Source organism: Mycolicibacterium nivoides (genome assembly GCF_003855255.1).
GTDB classification, from domain to species: domain Bacteria; phylum Actinomycetota; class Actinomycetes; order Mycobacteriales; family Mycobacteriaceae; genus Mycobacterium; species Mycobacterium nivoides.
Window position 1 is genome coordinate 2,918,507 of record NZ_CP034072.1, and the last position, 18,112, is coordinate 2,936,618.

Below are 18,112 nucleotides of genomic sequence, written 5' to 3' on the forward strand. Positions count from 1 at the left end.
TCCATCCGGTAGCGCGTCACGGCCTCTTGATCGGCAGCGGCGACTGCTTCTGCGTCGCACCCGCCAGCGTACGGTACTCATCAGTACCACCGGCGCCCGTGATGGCCACCTGCGCCGGTCCGCTCAGCCTCGTCGTCCACACCGGTTCCGGGTCGCTGCTCTCGTAGACCACCCAGGTCACCCCGTCGACGTCCTGCGTGCCGGACGCATACGAATCCGGCTTGATCGAGGCCACCAGGGCGGCCTCGTCGGCATTGCTCTGGGTCAGGCTCAGGTACTTCCCATTGGGTGCCAGGTAGCCGATGCGCGAGGACACCGCGCGGCCGTGCTGGCCGTCGGGCAGCGTCAGACCGCCGTCGATGCCGTGGCGGCTGCCGGAGTTGGGCTGCCAACCCTCGGGCAGCTGGGGCAGCCGGATCGGGATCTTCAGGGTGTCGGCGTCAGCCTGCAGGGCGGCCGGCGCATCGAATTCCGGGGCCGGGCCGGCCCCGGGCCCACCTGCCTGGAACGAGCACATGCCCAGCATTCCGGCCAGGACGATGCAGGCCACGACCAGCGGGGCCATCGACCAGAACATGTCCCGGCCGTCCTGCAGCAACCGCGACTTTTCCGGCTTCGGGACCGGGGTTGGCTGGGAGGTCGGCTCGGAGGACATGCTCGCCAGTATCCCAGCTCCCAAACGCTGACCACGTTCTGGGACAATCTGGGCCATGAGTCCCACGCGGGGAGAAGCCCCGGATCGCAACCTTGCCCTCGAACTCGTCCGGGTGACCGAGGCCGGCGCCATGGCCGCAGGCCGCTGGGTCGGTCGCGGCGACAAGGAGGGCGGGGACGGGGCCGCCGTCGACGCCATGCGTGAACTGGTCAACTCGGTGTCGATGCGTGGCGTCGTGGTGATCGGCGAGGGCGAGAAGGACGAAGCCCCGATGCTCTTCAACGGTGAAGAGGTCGGCAACGGCGACGGACCGGAGTGCGACTTCGCCGTCGACCCGGTCGACGGCACCACGCTGATGAGCAAGGGCATGCCCAACGCCATCTCCGTGCTGGCCGTCGCCGAGCGCGGCGCCATGTTCGACCCGTCGGCGGTGTTCTACATGAACAAGATCGCCGTCGGCCCCGAGTGCGCCGACGCCATCGACATCACCGCCCCGATCGGCGAGAACATCCGGCGGGTGGCCAAGGTGCGCGGCGCCTCGGTGAGCGACCTGACGGTGTGCATCCTGGACCGGCCGCGGCACGCCCAGCTGATCGAAGATGCCCGCTCCGCCGGTGCCCGCATCCGGCTGATCACCGACGGTGACGTCGCCGGTGCGATCTCGGCCTGCCGCCCCAACTCGGGCACCGACATCCTGGCCGGCATCGGCGGGACGCCCGAGGGCATCATCGCCGCCGCCGCGATCCGCTGTATGGGCGGCGCCATCCAGGCCCAGCTGGCCCCGACCGACGACGCCGAACGACAGAAGGCCATCGACGCCGGCTACGACCTGGACCAGGTGCTCTCGACCGACGACCTCGTCTCGGGTGAGAACGTCTTCTTCTGCGCGACGGGCGTCACCGACGGTGACCTGCTCAAGGGCGTGCAGTACTACCCCGGTGGCTGCACGACCCAGTCCATCGTGATGCGGTCCAAGTCCGGCACCGTCCGGATGATCGAGGCCTACCACCGGCTGACCAAACTCAACGAGTACTCCGCCATCGACTTCACCGGCGACAAGACCGCCGCCTACCCGCTCCCGTAACTCGCTAGAAAGGCCAGTATGAGCACCGACAGTGTTGTCGACGACGCAGCAGACGGTTCATTCCGTATCGAGCACGACACCATGGGCGAGGTCCGCGTGCCGGTCAACGCCCTGTGGCGGGCGCAGACCCAACGGGCCGTGGAGAACTTCCCGATCTCCTTCCGCGGGCTGGAGCGCACCCAGATCCGCGCGCTGGGCCTGCTGAAGGCAGCCTGCGCGCAGGTCAACAAGGACCTGGGTCTGCTGGCCGCCGAGAAGGCCGACGCCATCATCGCCGCGGCCGGTGAGATCGCCGACGGCCTGCACGACGACCAGTTCCCGATCGACGTTTTCCAGACCGGCTCGGGCACCAGCTCGAACATGAACGCCAACGAGGTCATCGCCTCGATCGCCGCCCGCAACGGCGTGACCGTTCACCCCAACGACGACGTGAACATGTCGCAGAGCTCCAACGACACGTTCCCGACGGCCACCCACATCGCCGCCACCGAAGCCGCTGTGCGCCACCTGATTCCGGCGCTCGAGGTGCTCCACGAGTCGCTGGCCGCCAAGGCCAAGCAGTGGAAGACCGTGGTGAAGTCCGGCCGCACCCACCTGATGGACGCGGTGCCGGTGACGCTCGGCCAGGAGTTCGGCGGCTATGCCCGTCAGGTCGAGGCCGGGATCGAGCGGGTCAAGGCCACGCTCCCCCGCCTGGGTGAGCTCGCCATCGGCGGGACCGCGGTGGGCACCGGGCTCAACGCCCCCGACGGCTTCGGCCCCAAGGTGGTCGAGGTGCTGGTCAACCAGACCGGGCTGGCCGAACTGCGCACCGCCGCAGACTCGTTCGAGGCCCAGGCCGCCCGCGACGGGCTGGTCGAGGCGTCCGGCGCGCTGAAGACCATCGCGGCCTCGCTGACCAAGATCGCCAACGACGTGCGCTGGATGGGCTCGGGCCCGCTGACCGGCCTGGGCGAGATCCAGCTGCCGGACCTGCAGCCGGGTAGCTCGATCATGCCGGGCAAGGTCAATCCCGTTCTGCCCGAGGCGGTTACCCAGGTGGCCGCCCAGGTCATCGGCAACGACGCCGCCGTCACTGTCGGCGGCCTGTCGGGCGCCTTCGAGCTGAACGTGTACATCCCGATGATGGCGCGCAACGTGCTGGAGTCGTTCACCCTGCTGGCGAATGTGTCGAAGTTGTTCGCCACCAAGTGCATCGACGGCCTGGTCGCCAATGAGGACCACCTGCGCACCCTGGCCGAGTCGTCCCCCTCGATCGTGACGCCGCTGAACTCGGCGATCGGCTACGAGGAGGCCGCCAAGGTCGCCAAGCAGGCCCTCAAGGAGAAGAAGACCATCCGCCAGACCGTGATCGACCGCGGCCTGATCGGCGACAAGCTGTCGGAGGCCGAGCTGGACAAGCGCCTCGACGTGCTCGCCATGGCGAAGGTCAAGGACGGCGAGTAAACCCCTCGCCTTCTCTGCGCGAGCAGACAGAAAACTGCCCATTTTCTTCGGAAGATGGGCAGTTTTCTGTCTGCTCGCCAGGTAAGCGTCACTCGGGAAGCGGTGCGGCCCAACACAACACGGTTCCGCCGCCGGGCCGGTCGGTGATGGTGAACTGGCCACCGGCGCTGAGGGCACGGGCGCGCAGATTGCCCAGGCCGCTCTCGGTGACCTCGGCGGCGATCCCGCAGCCGTTGTCGGACACCTCGACGGACAGGTCGTCGGCCACCTCCACCAGAACGGCGAGTTCGGTTGCCCCCGAATGACGTACCGCGTTGCTGATCGCCTCGCGCAGCACCGCCTCGGCATGATCGGCCAGGGTCGCATCGACCACCGACAGCGGTCCGACGAACCGCGTGCTGGTGTGGATCGGAGCGTCGGCGAACTGGGCGATCACCTCATCGAGACGCTGCCGCAGCCGCGTCGTACCGGCCTGGGCGCCGTGTAGATCGAAGATCGCGGTCCGGATCTCCTGGATGACCGCCTGCAGGTCGTCGACGGTGTCGGTGAGCCGTTGCTGGACCTCCGAAGACTGTGCCCGCGGGATCGTGCCCTGCAGCGACAGGCCCACCGCGAACAGGCGCTGGATCACGTGATCATGCAGGTCCCGGGCGATCCGGTCGCGGTCGGCGAGGATCTCCAGCTCACGCACACTGCGCTGCGAGCTGGCCAGCTGCCAGGCCACCGCGGCCTGGTCGGCGAACGCCGCGGCCATGTCGAGTTGCTCAGCGGTGAAAGTCCGGGCGCCGTCGGCGCGCACAGCCACCAGTACCCCGGCGACAGTGTCGAAGGTACGCAGCGGCAGCACCAGCGCCGGGCCACCCGCACCGTCGAGCTCAAGGCGATCCAACCGGTGAGGGGTGCCGTCACGGAAAGCCTCGCCGACCGCGTCCTCGGCGGCGTGCCGGCCCAGCGGAATCGAATCGATCGTGGTCGGGCTGCCCGCCGTGGCGGCCACCACGAGGGCGTCCGCCTCGGCGGCCGGAACCTCGCTGCCGGGTACGGCGACCACGATGCGGTCCGCACCCGTGAGTTTGAGCGCCTCATCGGCGACCATCCGGAACACCGTCGCCGGCTCGGTGCCGCTCAGCAGTTCGGTGCCGATGTCGCGGGTGGCCGTGATCCAGGCCTGCCGGTCACGCGACAGCTGGTAGAGCCGGGCGTTCTCCACGGCCACGCCGGCTGCCGCGGCCAGGGCCTCGACGAGCACCTCGTCGTCCTCGCTGAACGGCTGCCCATTGGTCTTGTCGGTGAGGTAGAGGTTGCCGAACACCTCGTCGCGGATCCGCACCGGGACACCGAGAAAGGTCCGCATCGGCGGGTGATTGGGCGGGAATCCGACGGAAGCGGGATGCTGGTGGATGTCATCGAGGCGGATTGGTTTCGGATCGTCGATCAGAACGCCGAGCACGCCACGTCCCTCGGGCAGATGTCCGATTACGGCCCGGGTTTCGTCGTCGATGCCCTGATAGACGAACTCGGTCAGCTCGTGGTCGTCGCCTCGCACACCCAGCGCGCCGTAGCGGGCGTCGACCAGCTCGATCGCGGTCCGCACGATGGTGCTCAGCGTGAGCTCGAGGTCCAGGCCCGAGGTCACCGCGAGCATGGCCTCGACCAGTCCGTCGATCCGGTCGCGGCCGGTGATGATCTCCTCGACGCGGTCCTGGACCTCGGTGAGCAATTCGCGCAACCGCAGCTGCGAGAGAGTGTTCCGCAACGGAGGAGTTCGCTGTTCATCGTCGGGGTGGGCTCCGTGACCAGTCACGTCCACCATGCTGGCACTACCGGCTGCAACGCACCAAGCGCGTCCAGGTCGTCACTCCGCTTCGGGTTCAGGCCCGAAGCGGAAGCGGCGACCGGTGACCCGGACCGGTGACACCCGGACATAGTGCGTCTTCGCCGTCGCCGTCCACGGTAGTAACTGCGCCTGCTCGGCGTCGTCCAGTTCCTCGTCCGTGCGCAGGGTGCGTGCGACACCTCGCACGATCACGCTCCAGCCTTCGGCCGCGGTGTGATCGTCGGCTTCGAACACCACCTGGTTGTTGATCGCCGCACTGATCAGTTTCGTGCCCGCCGCGGTGCGGAACAGGATGGTCCGGTTCTGCACTACGAAGTTCACCGGGAAGACGTGCGCCTCGTCGTCGACAGCGGTGACGAGGCGGCCGAGCGACACACTGCCCAGCAGCTCCCAGCTCTCTCGCTCGGACAGAATCTCGACCGGATCACTGCGCGTTGACATTCCGGCTCCCGAGGCGGTGTCGACATCGTGGCTCATAGCCCCGAGATTATTGGCGCGAGGATCGCGGCACCATGGGCGAAAGCCCTATCCGCCAGGGACCAAAGACCCTGGTATCACTCGTGATTACGACGATCCAGCGTGGAAGCGAAGACCGCGGCCTGCGTACGGCGTTCCATCCCCAGCTTGGCCAGCAACCGCGACACATAGTTCTTGACGGTCTTCTCGGCGAGGAACATCCGGGCCGCGATCTGCCGGTTGGTCAGCCCCTCCCCCAGCAGATCCAGCAGCACCCGTTCCTGCTGCGTCAGCCCGGCCAGCGGGTCGGCACGCTCTGCGTCCCCACGCAGCTTGGCCATCAGCGCGGTGGCCGCGCGATTGTCCAACAACGACTTCCCGGCCCCTACGTCCTTGATCGCCTTGGCCAGTTCCATGCCCTTGATGTCCTTGACCACATAGCCGCTGGCGCCGGCCAGGATGGCGTCCAGCATGGCCTCGTCGGAGGTGAACGAGGTCAGCATCAGGCAGCGCAGATCGGGCATGCGCGACAACAGTTCCCGGCACAGCTCGATGCCGTTGCCGTCGGGCAATCGGACATCGAGCACCGCGACGTCCGGCGCCAGCGCTGGCACCCGGGCCAGCGCCTGCGCCACCGAATCGGCCTCGCCGATCACGTCCAGCTCCGGGTCGGCGCTGAGCAGGTCGATCAGCCCGCGGCGAACCACCTCATGGTCATCGACCAGAAAAACCCTGATCATCCCCCGAGTCTCACAACCGGGGGCGCCGATCGCAAGTGAGCACCGCGCAACCCGAGCGCGCCACCGCGGTCTGCAGCCCGGCCGCATCCTGCTGGTCCGCACCGAGCACGAGCACCTGAGCCGACTCCGGATGTGCCGTCAGGTATTCCGCGACGCTGTCGTAGCCGTCGATGCTCTGCGCATCGAGGTCTGGCGAGCGCTTCAGCGCACGGTTCAGGCGGCGCTCGAGTTGTGCGGCCGACAGCCGGTCGCGCTCGGCGACGGCGGTCTCGTCGTACATCTCGCGGTGCCGGGCTCCCCAGGTGGTCAGCACCCGCAGGGGCGCGCCGCGCCGCACGGCTTCGTCGATCGCGGTGTGCAGGGCGTCGTTGCTGGCGGTGCGGCCGTCGGCTTCGACCACGACGGCCGCACCAGCGGTGGGAGCAGTGGCGGAGGCGGGATCGATCAGGGTGTCGGTCATGGGTCAGCTCCTATCGGGACGGTCAGGATTCGAAGGTCAGGAAGGCCTCGACGGCGCGGCGCGGGGTTGGCGGCGGCGCGTCGGTGATCGTCGGGGCGATGCCGATCCGCACCAGTAGCTGCGGGCAGGCGTCGCGGCCGGTCAGGGTCGCGATGATGTCGCGGCTGGCGTGCAGTTCGGTCACGTGGCTCACCGGGCAGGTGGCCAGGCCCGACAGCGTGCATTCCAGCAGCAGCGCCGAGAGCGCCTCGCCGGCATCGAGGGCGTCGGCCCGGCTGTAGCCGTCGGTGGACAGCACCACGAGAGTGGCCGAATCGTCACGGACCGTGGGACGCCGATCGGTGTGTGCGGTGACCGGGAAGGTGCGTGCCACCGCGACGCGCTCACTTTCGGCGGCCGACACCAGCGAGCTCTGCGGGATACCGTCTTCGGTCGCGAACGGTGTTGTCCACCAGGCAAGTTCGGCGTGGTAGGCGGAATCGTAGAGACGCAGCGACTCGGTCAGCTCGGCGGCCTCGGCGACGGTTTCGCGCATCTCCTCGGCCAGCACGTCCAGGTGCACCGGGCCTTCGGCCAAGCGCGCCCGCAGCAGTACCTCGAAGGCATCCCAGTCCGCATACCCGGTCATGGGCAGCCGGTCGGTGCGCCGGGCCAGGATGGCGTCTGCCCTCCGGCGGTGGGCGTCGGTGACGAAGGACATCGGCGAGAACTGCAGTGTCGCCAGGTGGTCGGGGTCGTTCGGATTGGGGAAGCGGTCGACGGCGGTGTCCCACCCGGCCGCGGCCATGGCGACGCGCAGGTGGTCCAGGAGCACGCCGCAGCTGATGACCGCTTCACGCGAGGACCGGTCGGTCGCTCTGACCACCCGGTACGGGTCGAGGAACAGGTGTAGGCAGTCCTGTTCGGCCACCAGGCGCCACGGTTGGGTGTTGTGCAGGGAGGGCGCACGCGATGCCAGCTGCACCGCACGGGTGAGGGTCGCTGTATCGAACATCGTGTCGGGCATGCTTCAAGCCTCGTCGTGCCCGGGCCCGCCGGTTAGGGTCTTTGGTCCTCAAACCGACGCGATGTGCGTCTCATGCCCCGTTGTTGGGACCGCCCGAATTCGCACCGGGGATGTCGGTGATCGGGAAGTTCGGCATCGGAGCGGGCGACGGTGTCGCGGGCAGCGACGGGATTTCCTCCGGCGGGAGGTCCTTGAGCGCCTCGGCCGGCGGCACAGGCGGCCCGTTGTCCCGGCTGCCGTAGCTGGTGCCGGGCTCACGCTCACCGAGCATGTGGCTGACGGTCACCAGGTGGTAGCCGTTGGCCTTGAGCACCGGGATGAACTGGTACACCAGATCCACGGTGGACGAATAGGTGTCGTGGAACAGCACCACCGAGTTCGGCTTGATCTGCGTCATCAGCATGTACCGGGTGGCGGCGGTGTTGGCGTCGTTGGCCCAGTCGAACGGGATGACGTCCCAGTTGATGTCTGCCAACCCCTGCTTACGGGCCTCGGCCAGAACCTGGTCGTTGATCAGCCCGCCCGCCGTGCGCACCAGCTTCGGCCGCTGGCCCGTCGCGGCCTCGATCGCGTCGCTGGCCTTGCTGAACTGGGCCGGGATCTCCTCGGGCGGGATTGTCGTCATGTTGGGGTGTTCCCAGGTGTGGCTGCCCAGCTCCATCCCGGCCTCGACCACCCGCTTGGCGCCCTCGGGATTGGCGGCGACCTTGTTGCCGATCTCGAAGAACGTGGCCTTGGCGTCGTTGTCCTTGAGGATCTGCAGGAGCCGGTCGGTGTACGGCCCGGGTCCGTCGTCGAAGGTCAGCGCGACGCACTTCTCCTTGGAACAATCCACGTCATCGGGGCCGTCCCGGTGGATGTGGCCGGTGAGAACCCCCACCACCACGACCACGATGGCGGCCGTCACGCCGACTGCAGTCCACCGCCACGCCTGACTGTTGGGGAGCCTCGCCACTCCGGCAGCCTACCGGCTGGCGATTTGTGCACCTCCCGTAACGCCTGCCGTTACGGGAGGTGCACAAATCACTCGGACTCAGGGCAGCGCGCCGGGGCTGAACTCCTCCAGCATCTCGGTGACGAGCGCCGCGATCGGCGAACGCTCACTGCGCTGCAGCGTGATGTGGGCGAACAAGGGGTGGCCCTTGAGCTTCTCGATCACCGCCGCGACGCCGTCGTGGCGGCCCACCCGCAGGTTGTCGCGCTGGGCCACGTCGTGGGTCAGCACCACCCGCGAACCCGCGCCGAGCCGTGACAGCACGGTCAGCAACACATTGCGTTCCAGCGACTGCGCCTCATCGACGATGACGAACGAGTCGTGCAGGGACCGGCCCCGAATATGGGTCAGTGGAAGCACTTCCAGCATTCCGCGGGCGAGTACCTCTTCCAGTACCGCCGGGCTGGCCAACCCTTCGAGGGTGTCGAAGACGGCCTGGGCCCACGGACCCATCTTCTCGCTCTCACTGCCCGGCAGGTAGCCGAGATCCTGTCCGCCGACCGCATACAGCGGACGGAACACCACGACCTTGCGCTGAGTTCGCCGTTCCAGCACGGCTTCCAGGCCCGCGCACAGAGCGAGCGCGGATTTGCCGGTGCCGGCCTTGCCGCCGAGCGAGACGATGCCGACGGATTCGTCGAGCAGCAGATCGAGGGCGACGCGCTGTTCGGCTGACCTTCCCCGGAGGCCGAACACTTCGCGATCACCGCGCACCAGCTGCACCCGCTTCTCGGCGTTGACCCTTCCGAGAGCCGACGAACTGCCACCCAGCAACCGAATTCCGGTGTGGCAGGGCAGATCCCGAGCTTCGGTCAGGTCGATCTCGCCGTCGGCGAACAGCGTGTCGATATCCTCTGGCGCCACGTCGAATTCGGTCATCCCGGTCCAGCCGGACACCACGACGTCCTGCGCGTGGTACTCGTCGGCAGCCAGGCCCACCGCGCCGGCTTTGACGCGCAGCGGGATGTCCTTGCTCACCAGCGTGACATGCTTACCCTCCGCAGCGAGATTGGCCGCACACGCGAGGATCCGGGTGTCGTTGGTCTCGGTGCGGAAGCCCGTTGGCAACACCGACTGGTCGATGTGATTCAACTCGACCTGCAGCGTGCCGCCTTCTGCGCCAACAGGAATCGGCTGATCCAGCCGTCCGTGCTCAAGCCGCAGATCATCGAACATCCGTAGCGCCTGCCGAGCGAACCAGCCCAGCTCGTGGTGATGCCGTTTGGCCTCCAGCTCGCTGATCACGACCAGCGGGACCACCACTTCATGCTCGGCGAACCGCGTGCATGCCCATGGATCGGACAGCAACACGGATGTGTCGAGCACATAGGTACGGACAGGAGTATCAGTCACGTGGCGCTCCTAGAACCCGCGCGGCCCCACACGAGTTGCTCGGTGGACACTGCGGCACCAGGACCGGAGCCGGTCCTCTCGTGATCTAACCGATCGGTACCGTCCGGACAGCAGAGCATGTCGCTAGCCATCGGATTTGACGCTACTCCCGCCTCGGCGGGGTTGCTGGCTGGCGCGCCGCGTGAATGACGCCCGGCGCGTTACGTGTTGATGAACTCCTGGAGTGCGGGCTCGTCGGCCAGCCCCCAGGCGCTGATCCGGTCGGAGATGACCTTCGCCAGATCGGCCTTGCCGAAGATGCCGGCCTCGGCCACGACGGCGACCTTGTCCTGGTAGGCGTCGATGTCCGCGCCGATCACGTCCAGCTCGCGGGCCCGGGCCGCGATGGCCGCCACGGTCTCGTCGCGGTGGGTGCCCAGCAGGTGTGACACCAGGTTGGCGAAGAACTCCTCGTGCCGCTCCTCGTCGAGGACGATGCGGCCGACCAGAGACTTCAACACCGGCTCGGCGATCTGCGCCTCGAGGTTGCGGGTGAACACCGCGTGCGCACGCTCGAAGAACGTCATGAACACCAGCGTCTCGATCTGGCTGTAGCTGTCGGCGCGGTAGCCCTTCATCACGTGCTCGACGCGCACGTCCTCATTGGCCGTCGGGTCGATCTCGCGGGTGACGACGAGGTAGTTGCGCAGTGCGACGGCGTGCAGGTGCTCCTCGGCGGTCCAGCGGCCCAGGAAGCGGCCCCACTTGTCCTCGAGGATGAAATGCTCGACGAGCTCGCGGTGGTATCCGGACAGGTTGTCCTTGGTGATCAGCAGGATCTCCAGGGCGTCCGTGATCGTCTTGGGCAGGGTTACCTGCGACGGATCCCAGTCCTGGCCACCGAGGAAGGCGAAGTTCTCGCCCTGGTCGAACGGCACGTAATCGTGCGCGTACCAGAGATCCTCGGTATCCAGGTGGCGACGCAGCTCCGCCTCGACAACGGGCTCAAGCTCCAAGGTCAGCGCATTAGCGACAGGTTTCTGTGCCATGCGGTAACTGTAACCCGGGTTTACAGGTTTCCGAAACTCAGGCCCCTGTGTGTCGCGGCACTCCAGCTCAGAGAGTGAGACCCGGGTACAACGGGTTGGCGTCGAGCAGCTCGGCCGAAGCCGCGTGCACGCGCTCGGCGGTTCCGTCGGCCAACTTGTACTTGGCTTTGGAAGTGCCCTCGGGCTGCGTGTTGGACAGCACGTCGACGATCAGCTCGGCCACCCGGTCGAAGTCGTCGGCGCCGAATCCGCGGCTCGTCAGCGCCGGGGTGCCCAGCCGGATGCCGCTGGTGTACCAGGCGCCGTTGGGGTCGGCCGGGATCGCGTTGCGGTTGGTGACGACGCCCGCGTCCAGCAGAGCGGACTCGGCCTGGCGGCCGGTCAGACCGAACGACCGCACGTCGAGCAGCACCAGGTGGTTGTCGGTGCCGCCGGTGACCAGGCCCGCGTCCCGCTTGACGAAGCCGTCGGCCAACGCCTGGGCGTTGTCGGCGACCTGCTGGGCGTAGGTCTGGAACGACGGTTGACGCGCCTCGGCGAGCGCGACGGCCTTGGCCGCCATCACGTGGCTCAGCGGACCGCCGAGCACCATCGGGCAACCCTTGTCCACGGCCGGCGCGAACTCCTCGGTGGCCAGCACCATGCCGCCACGCGGGCCGCGCAGCGACTTGTGGGTGGTGGTCGTGGTGACGTGGGCGTGCGGCACCGGGTTCTCGTCACCGGTGAACACCTTGCCCGCGACCAGCCCGGCGAAGTGCGCCATGTCGACCATCAGGGTGGCGCCGACCTCGTCGGCGATCTCGCGCATCTTGGCGAAGTTCACCCGGCGCGGGTAGGCCGAGTAGCCCGCGACCAGCACCAACGGCTTGAACTCGCGAGCCGCTGCGGCGACCGCGTCGTAGTCCAGGAAGCCCGTCTCGGGATTGGTCCCGTAGCTGTGCTGGTGGAACATCTTGCCCGAGATATTGGGCCGGAAGCCGTGGGTGAGGTGCCCGCCGGCATCCAGGGACATGCCGAGCAGACGCTGGTTGCCCAGCTTGTTGCGCAGGGTCTCCCAGTCCGCCTCGGACAGGTCGTTGACGTGCTTGGCGCCCAGTTCGGCCAGGCCCGGTGCCTCCACCTTGGTGGCCAGGATGGCCCAGTAGGCAACGAGATTGGCGTCGATGCCGGAGTGCGGCTGGACGTAGGCGTAGGGGGCGCCGAACAGCTCACGGGCGTGCTCTGCGGCCAGGGCCTCGACAGTGTCGACGTTCTGGCAGCCCGCGTAGAAGCGGTGCCCCACGGTGCCCTCGGCGTACTTGTCGGAGAACCAGGTGCCCATGGTGAGCAGCACGGCCGGGGAGGCGTAATTCTCACTGGCGATCAGCTTGAGCGAATCACGTTGATCGGCAAGCTCTTTGCGGGTGGCTGCCGCGACCCGGGGCTCGACGGATTCGATGACCTGCAACGCGGCCTGGTAGGCGGCGCTTGAGGTGTCGGCGTAATCAGCGCCGGAAGCCGCGGGCAAGGTGGATGACGAGTCTGCTGCCATGCCTTTTAGCCTAGTCGGGGCGGTTGTGGCCGTTGATCGGGCCCGGGGCTGGATAGCCGGGGTGGGGGTACGGCTGCTGAGGTTGCGGCGCGACCGCGAGGCCCTTGGTGAGCTTGGAGAGCAGCACGAACCACGCGGCGGGCCCGACGAAAACGCAGCCCCACCAGAGCAGCAGGCTCACGGTTTCCGCCCATGGCCGCTCACCGAGCAGCTTCATCAGGATCGACGGGCTGGTGCCACTGTCGCCTCCGTCGGCGCCGAACAGGCCGAAGCCGAACATCGACGACCACACGACGATCTGTGACCAGGCCTGCCCGGAGGTGAGTTCCGGCCCGGGTAACCGACGCATCATCCTGGTGGTCGCCACCAACGCGAGCACGAGCACGGGCGAACACAGGACGACGAACACCGTCATCCAGCCCAGCGGCACGAACAGGCCCCGGCCGACCGCCATCCAGAGCACCAGCAGAAGGTTGATCGGGGTGGCGATGGTGGGGATGTCTCGCCGCAGAGACGACATCGTGCGAGCCTAAGCCCGCAATGCCGACGGGATCAGCAGCAGATCACTTGGTGTGGTTCCAAGCGCCGCCAGCCTTTCCGTTGGCAAAGCCGCCGCCCGGCCACCCCTTGCTCCAGTCGTGACCGGCCCAGGCGCCTCCCGGCCACCCCTTGCTCCAGTCATGGCCGGCCCACGCGCCGCCGGGCCACGGGATCACGAGGCCGGGTGTTGGCGGATCCACCGTTTCGCCATTCAAAACGACGACGGGATCGGCATTGGCCACCGCCGTAGGTCCGGCCAGCCCCATCGAGCCCGCCACCACGATCACGCCGGCCATCAACTTGACCCGGTTCGATTTCGTCCTCGTTGCAGCCATGTCGACTCCCTTGCTGCCACCCGGTTGCATCGCCGTGATGTTCAGCAAACATTTTACGCTTCATCGAAGAAGCCGATCAACCAGCTGGGCAGCGCGGACCCCGCGACGGGATGCACCGCAAATCAAGGTCAGTATTTGCAGTTTCAACTGCCGTTTCCCTTTAGGGGTCGAACGGCAGGACAAGCACCCGGCCGGCGGGAGCGCCGAAGGTCAGAGCGCCCATCAGCAAACATCGTTCGACGCTGGGCGGACCCGTTGAGTCCGCCCAGCTTTCTCGGGTTATCCGATCAGTCCCGGTGGTTCCAGGCGCCGCCGGCCCTGCCGTGGATGGCAGCGCCGCCGCCCTTGCCGTTGGCGAAACCGCCGCCGGGGTATCCCTTGCTCCAGTCGTGGCCGGCCCACGCACCGCCGGGCCACGGGCTGACGAGGGGCGGGATCTCGGCGCCGGAGATGGCGGGGACCCCGGAGATGCCAGAGATGGCGGACGTCACCGGATCGCTACCGACCTTGGTGAAGGGCGCTTTCTTACCGCCAGGACTGACCGGCGCCACCGGATCGCTACCGACCTTCGTGACGGGTCCGGCGTTGGCCACCGCGCCAGAGCCGAGGATGCCGGCAAGCGCCATCGCACCCGCCGCCACGACCACGCCGGCCGCACGCTTGATCCTGTTCAGACTTCCCCTTGTTGCTGCCATGGCCATTTCCTTTGCCCGGCCCGGCACTGCCACCGGACCCTTCGGCAACAATGTTACTTATCGGTAACTAGGCGATTCAATCACTTGGGACCGAGGTCATACGTGATTGCCGACACAACATCGAACGCCGTAAGGCAAACGCATGACGCACCATCGCGGCGCCGTCGAAACCGGATTGAGAGATTTGCTGCCCAGCTTCGACAGCCGGCCATCCACCGGCTCAGGAACCCCGCAACGTCGAGGGAATCAGCGGCTCGTCGAGCAACCGACCGAAGCGCTGGGTCAGCGTCACACCGTCGGGCCGGTCGTCCAACCACGCTCGCAGCAACCGGTAACCCTCGATGTAGGTGCTCGTGTAGGCCCGCCACAGCGGCGAGGACAGGAACCGCAGCGACTGCCTGGCCCGGTTGTCGTCGACCAGCAGCCACCGCTTGAGGAACTCCGCCACCTCGTCGACGTCGCGATGCTCGTCGTGCAGCATCAGCGCCGCGTCCTGGCGCACGTCGGCCAGCCCGGCCACCGCCTCGGAGATCGCCTCGGCGCGCTCCCCGTCGAACCGCAGCCCCAAGTCGGCGTAGATGTCGGCGGCCCATGCGCCCCATCCCGGCCCGACGATGGCATGCAACGCCAGGTCGGCCAGGCCCTCGGCCATCAGGCACTGCGGGGTGTTGACGAGGAAGATCGTCTGTTCCAGTTCGCCGTCGCGGGCCACCAGGCCGGCCTCTTTGCGGCAGTGCTCTGTGTGATGGCCCGGGTAGGACTCGTGGGCCACCAGCCGGGGCAGGTTGGCCATCTGTTGTTTGAGGTCGGCGTTGACCGCGACGGTCGACTTGTAGTCGCCCAGGTAGTAGTTGAACCCCGACCACGGTTTGTCGGTGACCACCTCGTAGGTGATGGTCTCGGTCTCGGGCAGCGGGTACGCGGCGCGCACCTTGTCGCGCAGGGCCGAGGAGAACGCGTGGATGCACTCCTCCAGCCGGGCCGGTGGGATCTCGTCTCCGGTGCGGTGGGCCTGAATTCGCTCGGCCAGCGGGCCGGTGCCGCCCAGTGCATCGTCGAGTTTCGCGTGGGCCTGGCGGTAGCGCTCGGGGTCGCCCTTGCTGATCCGCACGTCGAAATAGGCCTGCACCTCGTCGACGAAACCGACCTGCTCACCGGCGAATTTTCGGCCCGCGCAGTTGAGCGCACGCAGGTGCGCGGCGATGTATTCGGCCCGGTCGTGGTCGAGGTCGTCGGGGATCTGGGCCAGTAACCGATCTGCCTGGCGGGCCAGCTCGGCCGGGTCGGGCGCGGGCTCGTTCTCGACCGCGCGACGCAGCTGCGGGTCACCGGTGAAGGAGTCGACGTAGCCGTCCTCGACACGATCGAACCGCAGTCCGAGCAGCAGGTACTCGCGGACGAAATCGGCTGAGTCCGTCCCCGAGCCGATTCCCAAGTCCATCCCGTTTCCCATGCCCACAACCGTAGATGTAAGACTGACCGAATGCCGCGGCCGAGCGAGCCGAGCCCCTATGTGGAGTTCGACCGAAGTCAATGGCGTGCACTGCGCATGTCGACACCGCTGAAACTCACCGAGGATGAGCTGCTGCGCCTGCGGGGTATGGGCGAGAAACTCGACATCCTCGAGGTCGAAGAGGTCTATCTGCCCCTGGCGCGGTTGATCCACCTTCAGGTGGCCGCCCGGCAGCGTCTGTTCGCCGCGACGGCGGAGTTCCTCGGTGAGCCGCAGCAGAATCCGGACCGGCCGGTGCCGTTTGTCATCGGCGTCGCGGGCAGTGTGGCGGTCGGGAAATCCACCACCGCCCGTGTGCTGCAGGCCCTGTTGGCCCGCTGGGGCCATCACCCCCGGGTCGACCTGGTGACCACCGACGGATTTCTCTACCCCAACAAGGAGCTGCACCGCCGGAACCTCATGCACCGCAAGGGGTTCCCGGAGAGCTACGACCGGCGCGGGCTGATGCGGTTCGTCACCGCGGTGAAATCGGGTGCCGACGAAGTCTGTGCGCCGGTGTACTCACACCTGCTCTACGACATCGTGCCGGGTGAGAAGCAGGTGGTACGGCATCCGGACATCCTGATCCTGGAAGGGCTCAACGTCCTGCAGACCGGCCCGGCACTGATGGTCTCGGATCTGTTCGACTTCTCGGTGTACGTCGATGCGCGCATCGAAGACATCGAGCAGTGGTACATCTCCCGGTTCCTGACGATGCGCTCGACGGCGTTCGCCGATCCGGCCTCTCACTTCCACCACTACTCGACGCTGACCGATGAGCAGGCCGTGTTCGCCGCGCGCGACATCTGGCATTCCATCAACCGGCCCAACCTGATCGAGAACATCCTGCCGACCCGGCCGCGGGCCACCCTGGTCCTGCGCAAGGATTCCGACCATTCGATCAACCGGCTGCGACTGCGGAAGTTGTGATCAACGGTCCGCAGCGGACATCGAAGCGCTCCCCCACCGTGTCCAGTGCGCGACGCAGGTGCTCGCGGTCGCGGTGGTGAGTCGCGATGAACCGGGCGGTGGCTGCCAACTGGCGCGGTTTCGGATACCAGCGGTTGAAGTCCAGGCCGCATTCACGGAACACTTTGACCGGCAACGTATCCGACAGCAGGCTCAGGTTGTATTGGGCCAGCGCGAACATCGCGTACGGCAACGCCGTCTTGCACTTTCTCGACAGGTCCTCCAGGTCGAGTTGGTAGAGCGGCACGGTGTTCAGCTTTCCGAGGAACATCAGATGCGTCGCGAAGTAGGCCGCGTATGACGTCAGATGCAAAGTCGCGGAACGGATTTGGATCGATAGAATCGATCCGGCGCCGGACAGGTACGGCTCATACGGATGCTCATCGGTGATGAGGTAGCCGGTGCAGTTCACGATCCAGCTGCCAGTTGTGACCGGTTTCGAATCCCCGCTGCGCAAAACCAGATCGACGGAGCCACGGTTGTCGACGACATCCACCAAGTGGTCCATCACCACCTCGTTCAGACCCGCGGCGATGGTGGCGTTCTCCGCTTCGGACAGCACGCCGGCCATGAAGTTGGTGGCTCGCGGCGTCGGGCAGGTGCCGTAGACGGACCGGAACCACGACGCAACTTCGTTCTCGTTGGTGCCGTCGAAGCGCCGCGTCATCTCGATGGCCATCTTGGTCAATTCGACCCCACCCCACCAGCGCTGGGCACCGGTGGGGAACAGCCGATCCCGGCTGGAGAAGAAGGTCCCCGATCCGGCCACCATGTTCACCTCACGACCTGGATACGTTGTGATCAGAGCGTGCACGGTGTCCATGGCGGTCTTGCCGCTGCCGATCACCCACACCGGGGTGTCGCTGTCGGAGATCTCGCCGGAGCGCACATCACAGGTGTCGGGTGACACCGACCTCACCAGATCGCTGGACAGCGCCAAGGCGTCGTTCGGCGTCACGCGCACTCCGTAGGCCTTGATCAACCGGTCGGCCCGGATGGTGTGCGGTTGCCCGTCGGCGTCGCGGCAGGCGATCTGTACGGCACCACCGACAGCGTCCGCCGTCTCGAACTCCCAGCCGAACCGTTCCTCGACGCGCACCCGCTGTTTGATCTGCTGCAGGCAGTGCGCGAAGTGGTCGAGCACCTCGGGTTTGGTGGCCAGGTACGACGGTTCGCGGCCCAGCGTCCACTTGATGTCGCCGGCGGTGAACATCGGGTGGGGCTGGTGCAGCCGCACATACGGGTAGGTGTCCACCCACATGCCACCGACGCGCGGCCGACGGTCGATCAGGATGACCTTCTGGTCCGGTCTGAGATATCTGCTCGCCACGAACAGGGCGTTCATGCCGCACAGACCGGCGCCGACAATACAGACATCGCAGCTGTCCGCAGCTGTTGTGGTCATCGCAGCCTCCAGTGACGCCCCCTGAGGTCAGTCTGCGACGCCGGCTCGTGATGGTCGTGAGTAGTCGGCTACCCGAATCGGGCGTC

The 18,112-nt window shown here is 67.2% G+C and carries 18 protein-coding genes; 3 read left to right on the top strand and 15 right to left on the bottom strand.

Annotated features, from left to right (window positions below; all coding sequences use genetic code 11):
• Positions 1–16: 16 nt before the first annotated feature.
• On the bottom strand, positions 17–655 hold the full coding sequence (locus EH231_RS13900; protein WP_090427903.1) for a DUF4245 domain-containing protein: 639 nt from the start codon (positions 653–655) through the stop codon (positions 17–19).
• Between the two features lie 55 nt (positions 656–710).
• Between EH231_RS13900 and glpX the strand changes: the two genes are divergently transcribed.
• Both glpX and EH231_RS13910 read left to right on the top strand, forming a co-directional pair.
• Positions 711–1,739: a class II fructose-bisphosphatase gene (gene glpX, locus EH231_RS13905; protein WP_044519933.1), complete on the top strand. Its 1,029-nt coding sequence runs from the start codon at positions 711–713 to the stop codon at positions 1,737–1,739.
• Positions 1,740–1,757: 18 nt separating this feature from the next.
• Positions 1,758–3,185 carry a class II fumarate hydratase gene (locus tag EH231_RS13910; protein ID WP_090427900.1) on the top strand — a complete coding sequence of 476 codons (1,428 nt, stop codon included), beginning with the start codon at positions 1,758–1,760 and terminating at the stop codon, positions 3,183–3,185.
• An 88-nt stretch (positions 3,186–3,273) separates the two neighbouring features.
• On the opposite strand, the gene EH231_RS13915 is transcribed toward EH231_RS13910, so the two are convergent.
• The 13 genes from EH231_RS13915 to EH231_RS13975 all read right to left on the bottom strand — a co-directional run bounded on the left by EH231_RS13915 (position 3,274) and on the right by EH231_RS13975 (position 15,613).
• On the bottom strand, positions 3,274–4,998 hold the full coding sequence (locus tag EH231_RS13915) for a sensor histidine kinase (protein WP_124712586.1): 1,725 nt from the start codon (positions 4,996–4,998) through the stop codon (positions 3,274–3,276).
• A gap of 42 nt (positions 4,999–5,040) precedes the next feature.
• Positions 5,041–5,463 (bottom strand): pyridoxamine 5'-phosphate oxidase family protein, encoded by a 423-nt coding sequence (locus EH231_RS13920; protein WP_090428926.1) that lies wholly within the window; start codon positions 5,461–5,463, stop codon positions 5,041–5,043.
• A gap of 113 nt (positions 5,464–5,576) precedes the next feature.
• The gene (dosR, locus tag EH231_RS13925) at positions 5,577–6,218 is read right to left on the bottom strand and encodes a hypoxia response regulator transcription factor DosR/DevR (protein ID WP_090427894.1); all 642 of its coding nucleotides are present in this window, start codon (positions 6,216–6,218) and stop codon (positions 5,577–5,579) included.
• A 10-nt stretch (positions 6,219–6,228) separates the two neighbouring features.
• A complete protein-coding gene (locus EH231_RS13930) occupies positions 6,229–6,678 on the bottom strand; it encodes a universal stress protein (RefSeq protein ID WP_090427891.1) in 450 nt (149 codons plus the stop codon).
• A 22-nt stretch (positions 6,679–6,700) separates the two neighbouring features.
• Complete coding sequence (locus tag EH231_RS13935) at positions 6,701–7,684, bottom strand: Acg family FMN-binding oxidoreductase (protein ID WP_124712587.1); 984 nt, start codon at positions 7,682–7,684, stop codon at positions 6,701–6,703.
• Positions 7,685–7,754: 70 nt separating this feature from the next.
• A complete protein-coding gene (locus EH231_RS13940) occupies positions 7,755–8,639 on the bottom strand; it encodes a polysaccharide deacetylase family protein (RefSeq protein WP_090427886.1) in 885 nt (294 codons plus the stop codon).
• 78 nt (positions 8,640–8,717) lie between these two features.
• Positions 8,718–10,031, bottom strand: coding sequence for an RNA 5'-3' helicase PhoH2 (locus tag EH231_RS13945; RefSeq protein ID WP_090427883.1), 1,314 nt, complete (start codon positions 10,029–10,031; stop codon positions 8,718–8,720).
• A gap of 200 nt (positions 10,032–10,231) precedes the next feature.
• Complete coding sequence (locus EH231_RS13950; protein WP_090427881.1) at positions 10,232–11,059, bottom strand: acyl-ACP desaturase; 828 nt, start codon at positions 11,057–11,059, stop codon at positions 10,232–10,234.
• A 67-nt stretch (positions 11,060–11,126) separates the two neighbouring features.
• Positions 11,127–12,590, bottom strand: a complete 1,464-nt coding sequence (locus EH231_RS13955; protein ID WP_090427878.1) for a glycine hydroxymethyltransferase — start codon at positions 12,588–12,590, stop codon at positions 11,127–11,129.
• 10 nt (positions 12,591–12,600) lie between these two features.
• Complete coding sequence (locus EH231_RS13960; RefSeq protein WP_090427875.1) at positions 12,601–13,110, bottom strand: hypothetical protein; 510 nt, start codon at positions 13,108–13,110, stop codon at positions 12,601–12,603.
• A 43-nt stretch (positions 13,111–13,153) separates the two neighbouring features.
• On the bottom strand, positions 13,154–13,513 hold the full coding sequence (locus EH231_RS13965) for a hypothetical protein (protein WP_090427873.1): 360 nt from the start codon (positions 13,511–13,513) through the stop codon (positions 13,154–13,156).
• Between the two features lie 239 nt (positions 13,514–13,752).
• On the bottom strand, positions 13,753–14,160 hold the full coding sequence (locus EH231_RS13970; RefSeq protein WP_124712588.1) for a hypothetical protein: 408 nt from the start codon (positions 14,158–14,160) through the stop codon (positions 13,753–13,755).
• Positions 14,161–14,380: 220 nt separating this feature from the next.
• Entirely contained in the window at positions 14,381–15,613 is a 1,233-nt protein-coding gene (locus tag EH231_RS13975; RefSeq protein WP_090427867.1) for a DUF885 domain-containing protein, read from the bottom strand.
• Between the two features lie 30 nt (positions 15,614–15,643).
• Here EH231_RS13975 and coaA point away from each other — a divergent pair, with 30 nt between their 5' ends.
• Positions 15,644–16,582, top strand: a complete 939-nt coding sequence (gene coaA, locus EH231_RS13980) for a type I pantothenate kinase (protein WP_090427864.1) — start codon at positions 15,644–15,646, stop codon at positions 16,580–16,582.
• Here coaA and EH231_RS13985 read toward each other — a convergent pair.
• Positions 16,554–18,026 (bottom strand): NAD(P)/FAD-dependent oxidoreductase, encoded by a 1,473-nt coding sequence (locus tag EH231_RS13985; RefSeq protein WP_124712589.1) that lies wholly within the window; start codon positions 18,024–18,026, stop codon positions 16,554–16,556. The genes coaA and EH231_RS13985 overlap by 29 nt on opposite strands.
• Positions 18,027–18,112: the final 86 nt, after the last annotated feature.

Bases quoted from the DNA above. Each gene is read 5' to 3' on its own strand.
- EH231_RS13935 (WP_124712587.1), bottom strand. From the start codon at position 7,684: ATGCCCGACACGATGTTCGATACAGCGACCCTCACCCGTGCGGTGCAG.
- EH231_RS13970 (WP_124712588.1), bottom strand. From the start codon at position 14,160: ATGGCAGCAACAAGGGGAAGTCTGAACAGGATCAAGCGTGCGGCCGGC.
- EH231_RS13920 (WP_090428926.1), bottom strand. From the start codon at position 5,463: ATGTCAACGCGCAGTGATCCGGTCGAGATTCTGTCCGAGCGAGAGAGC.
- EH231_RS13915 (WP_124712586.1), bottom strand. From the start codon at position 4,998: ATGGTGGACGTGACTGGTCACGGAGCCCACCCCGACGATGAACAGCGA.
- EH231_RS13900 (WP_090427903.1), bottom strand. From the start codon at position 655: ATGTCCTCCGAGCCGACCTCCCAGCCAACCCCGGTCCCGAAGCCGGAA.
- glpX (WP_044519933.1), top strand. From the start codon at position 711: ATGAGTCCCACGCGGGGAGAAGCCCCGGATCGCAACCTTGCCCTCGAA.
- EH231_RS13955 (WP_090427878.1), bottom strand. From the start codon at position 12,590: ATGGCAGCAGACTCGTCATCCACCTTGCCCGCGGCTTCCGGCGCTGAT.
- EH231_RS13910 (WP_090427900.1), top strand. From the start codon at position 1,758: ATGAGCACCGACAGTGTTGTCGACGACGCAGCAGACGGTTCATTCCGT.
- coaA (WP_090427864.1), top strand. From the start codon at position 15,644: ATGCCGCGGCCGAGCGAGCCGAGCCCCTATGTGGAGTTCGACCGAAGT.
- EH231_RS13975 (WP_090427867.1), bottom strand. From the start codon at position 15,613: ATGGGAAACGGGATGGACTTGGGAATCGGCTCGGGGACGGACTCAGCC.
- EH231_RS13950 (WP_090427881.1), bottom strand. From the start codon at position 11,059: ATGGCACAGAAACCTGTCGCTAATGCGCTGACCTTGGAGCTTGAGCCC.
- EH231_RS13985 (WP_124712589.1), bottom strand. From the start codon at position 18,026: ATGACCACAACAGCTGCGGACAGCTGCGATGTCTGTATTGTCGGCGCC.
- EH231_RS13960 (WP_090427875.1), bottom strand. From the start codon at position 13,110: ATGTCGTCTCTGCGGCGAGACATCCCCACCATCGCCACCCCGATCAAC.
- EH231_RS13930 (WP_090427891.1), bottom strand. From the start codon at position 6,678: ATGACCGACACCCTGATCGATCCCGCCTCCGCCACTGCTCCCACCGCT.
- dosR (WP_090427894.1), bottom strand. From the start codon at position 6,218: ATGATCAGGGTTTTTCTGGTCGATGACCATGAGGTGGTTCGCCGCGGG.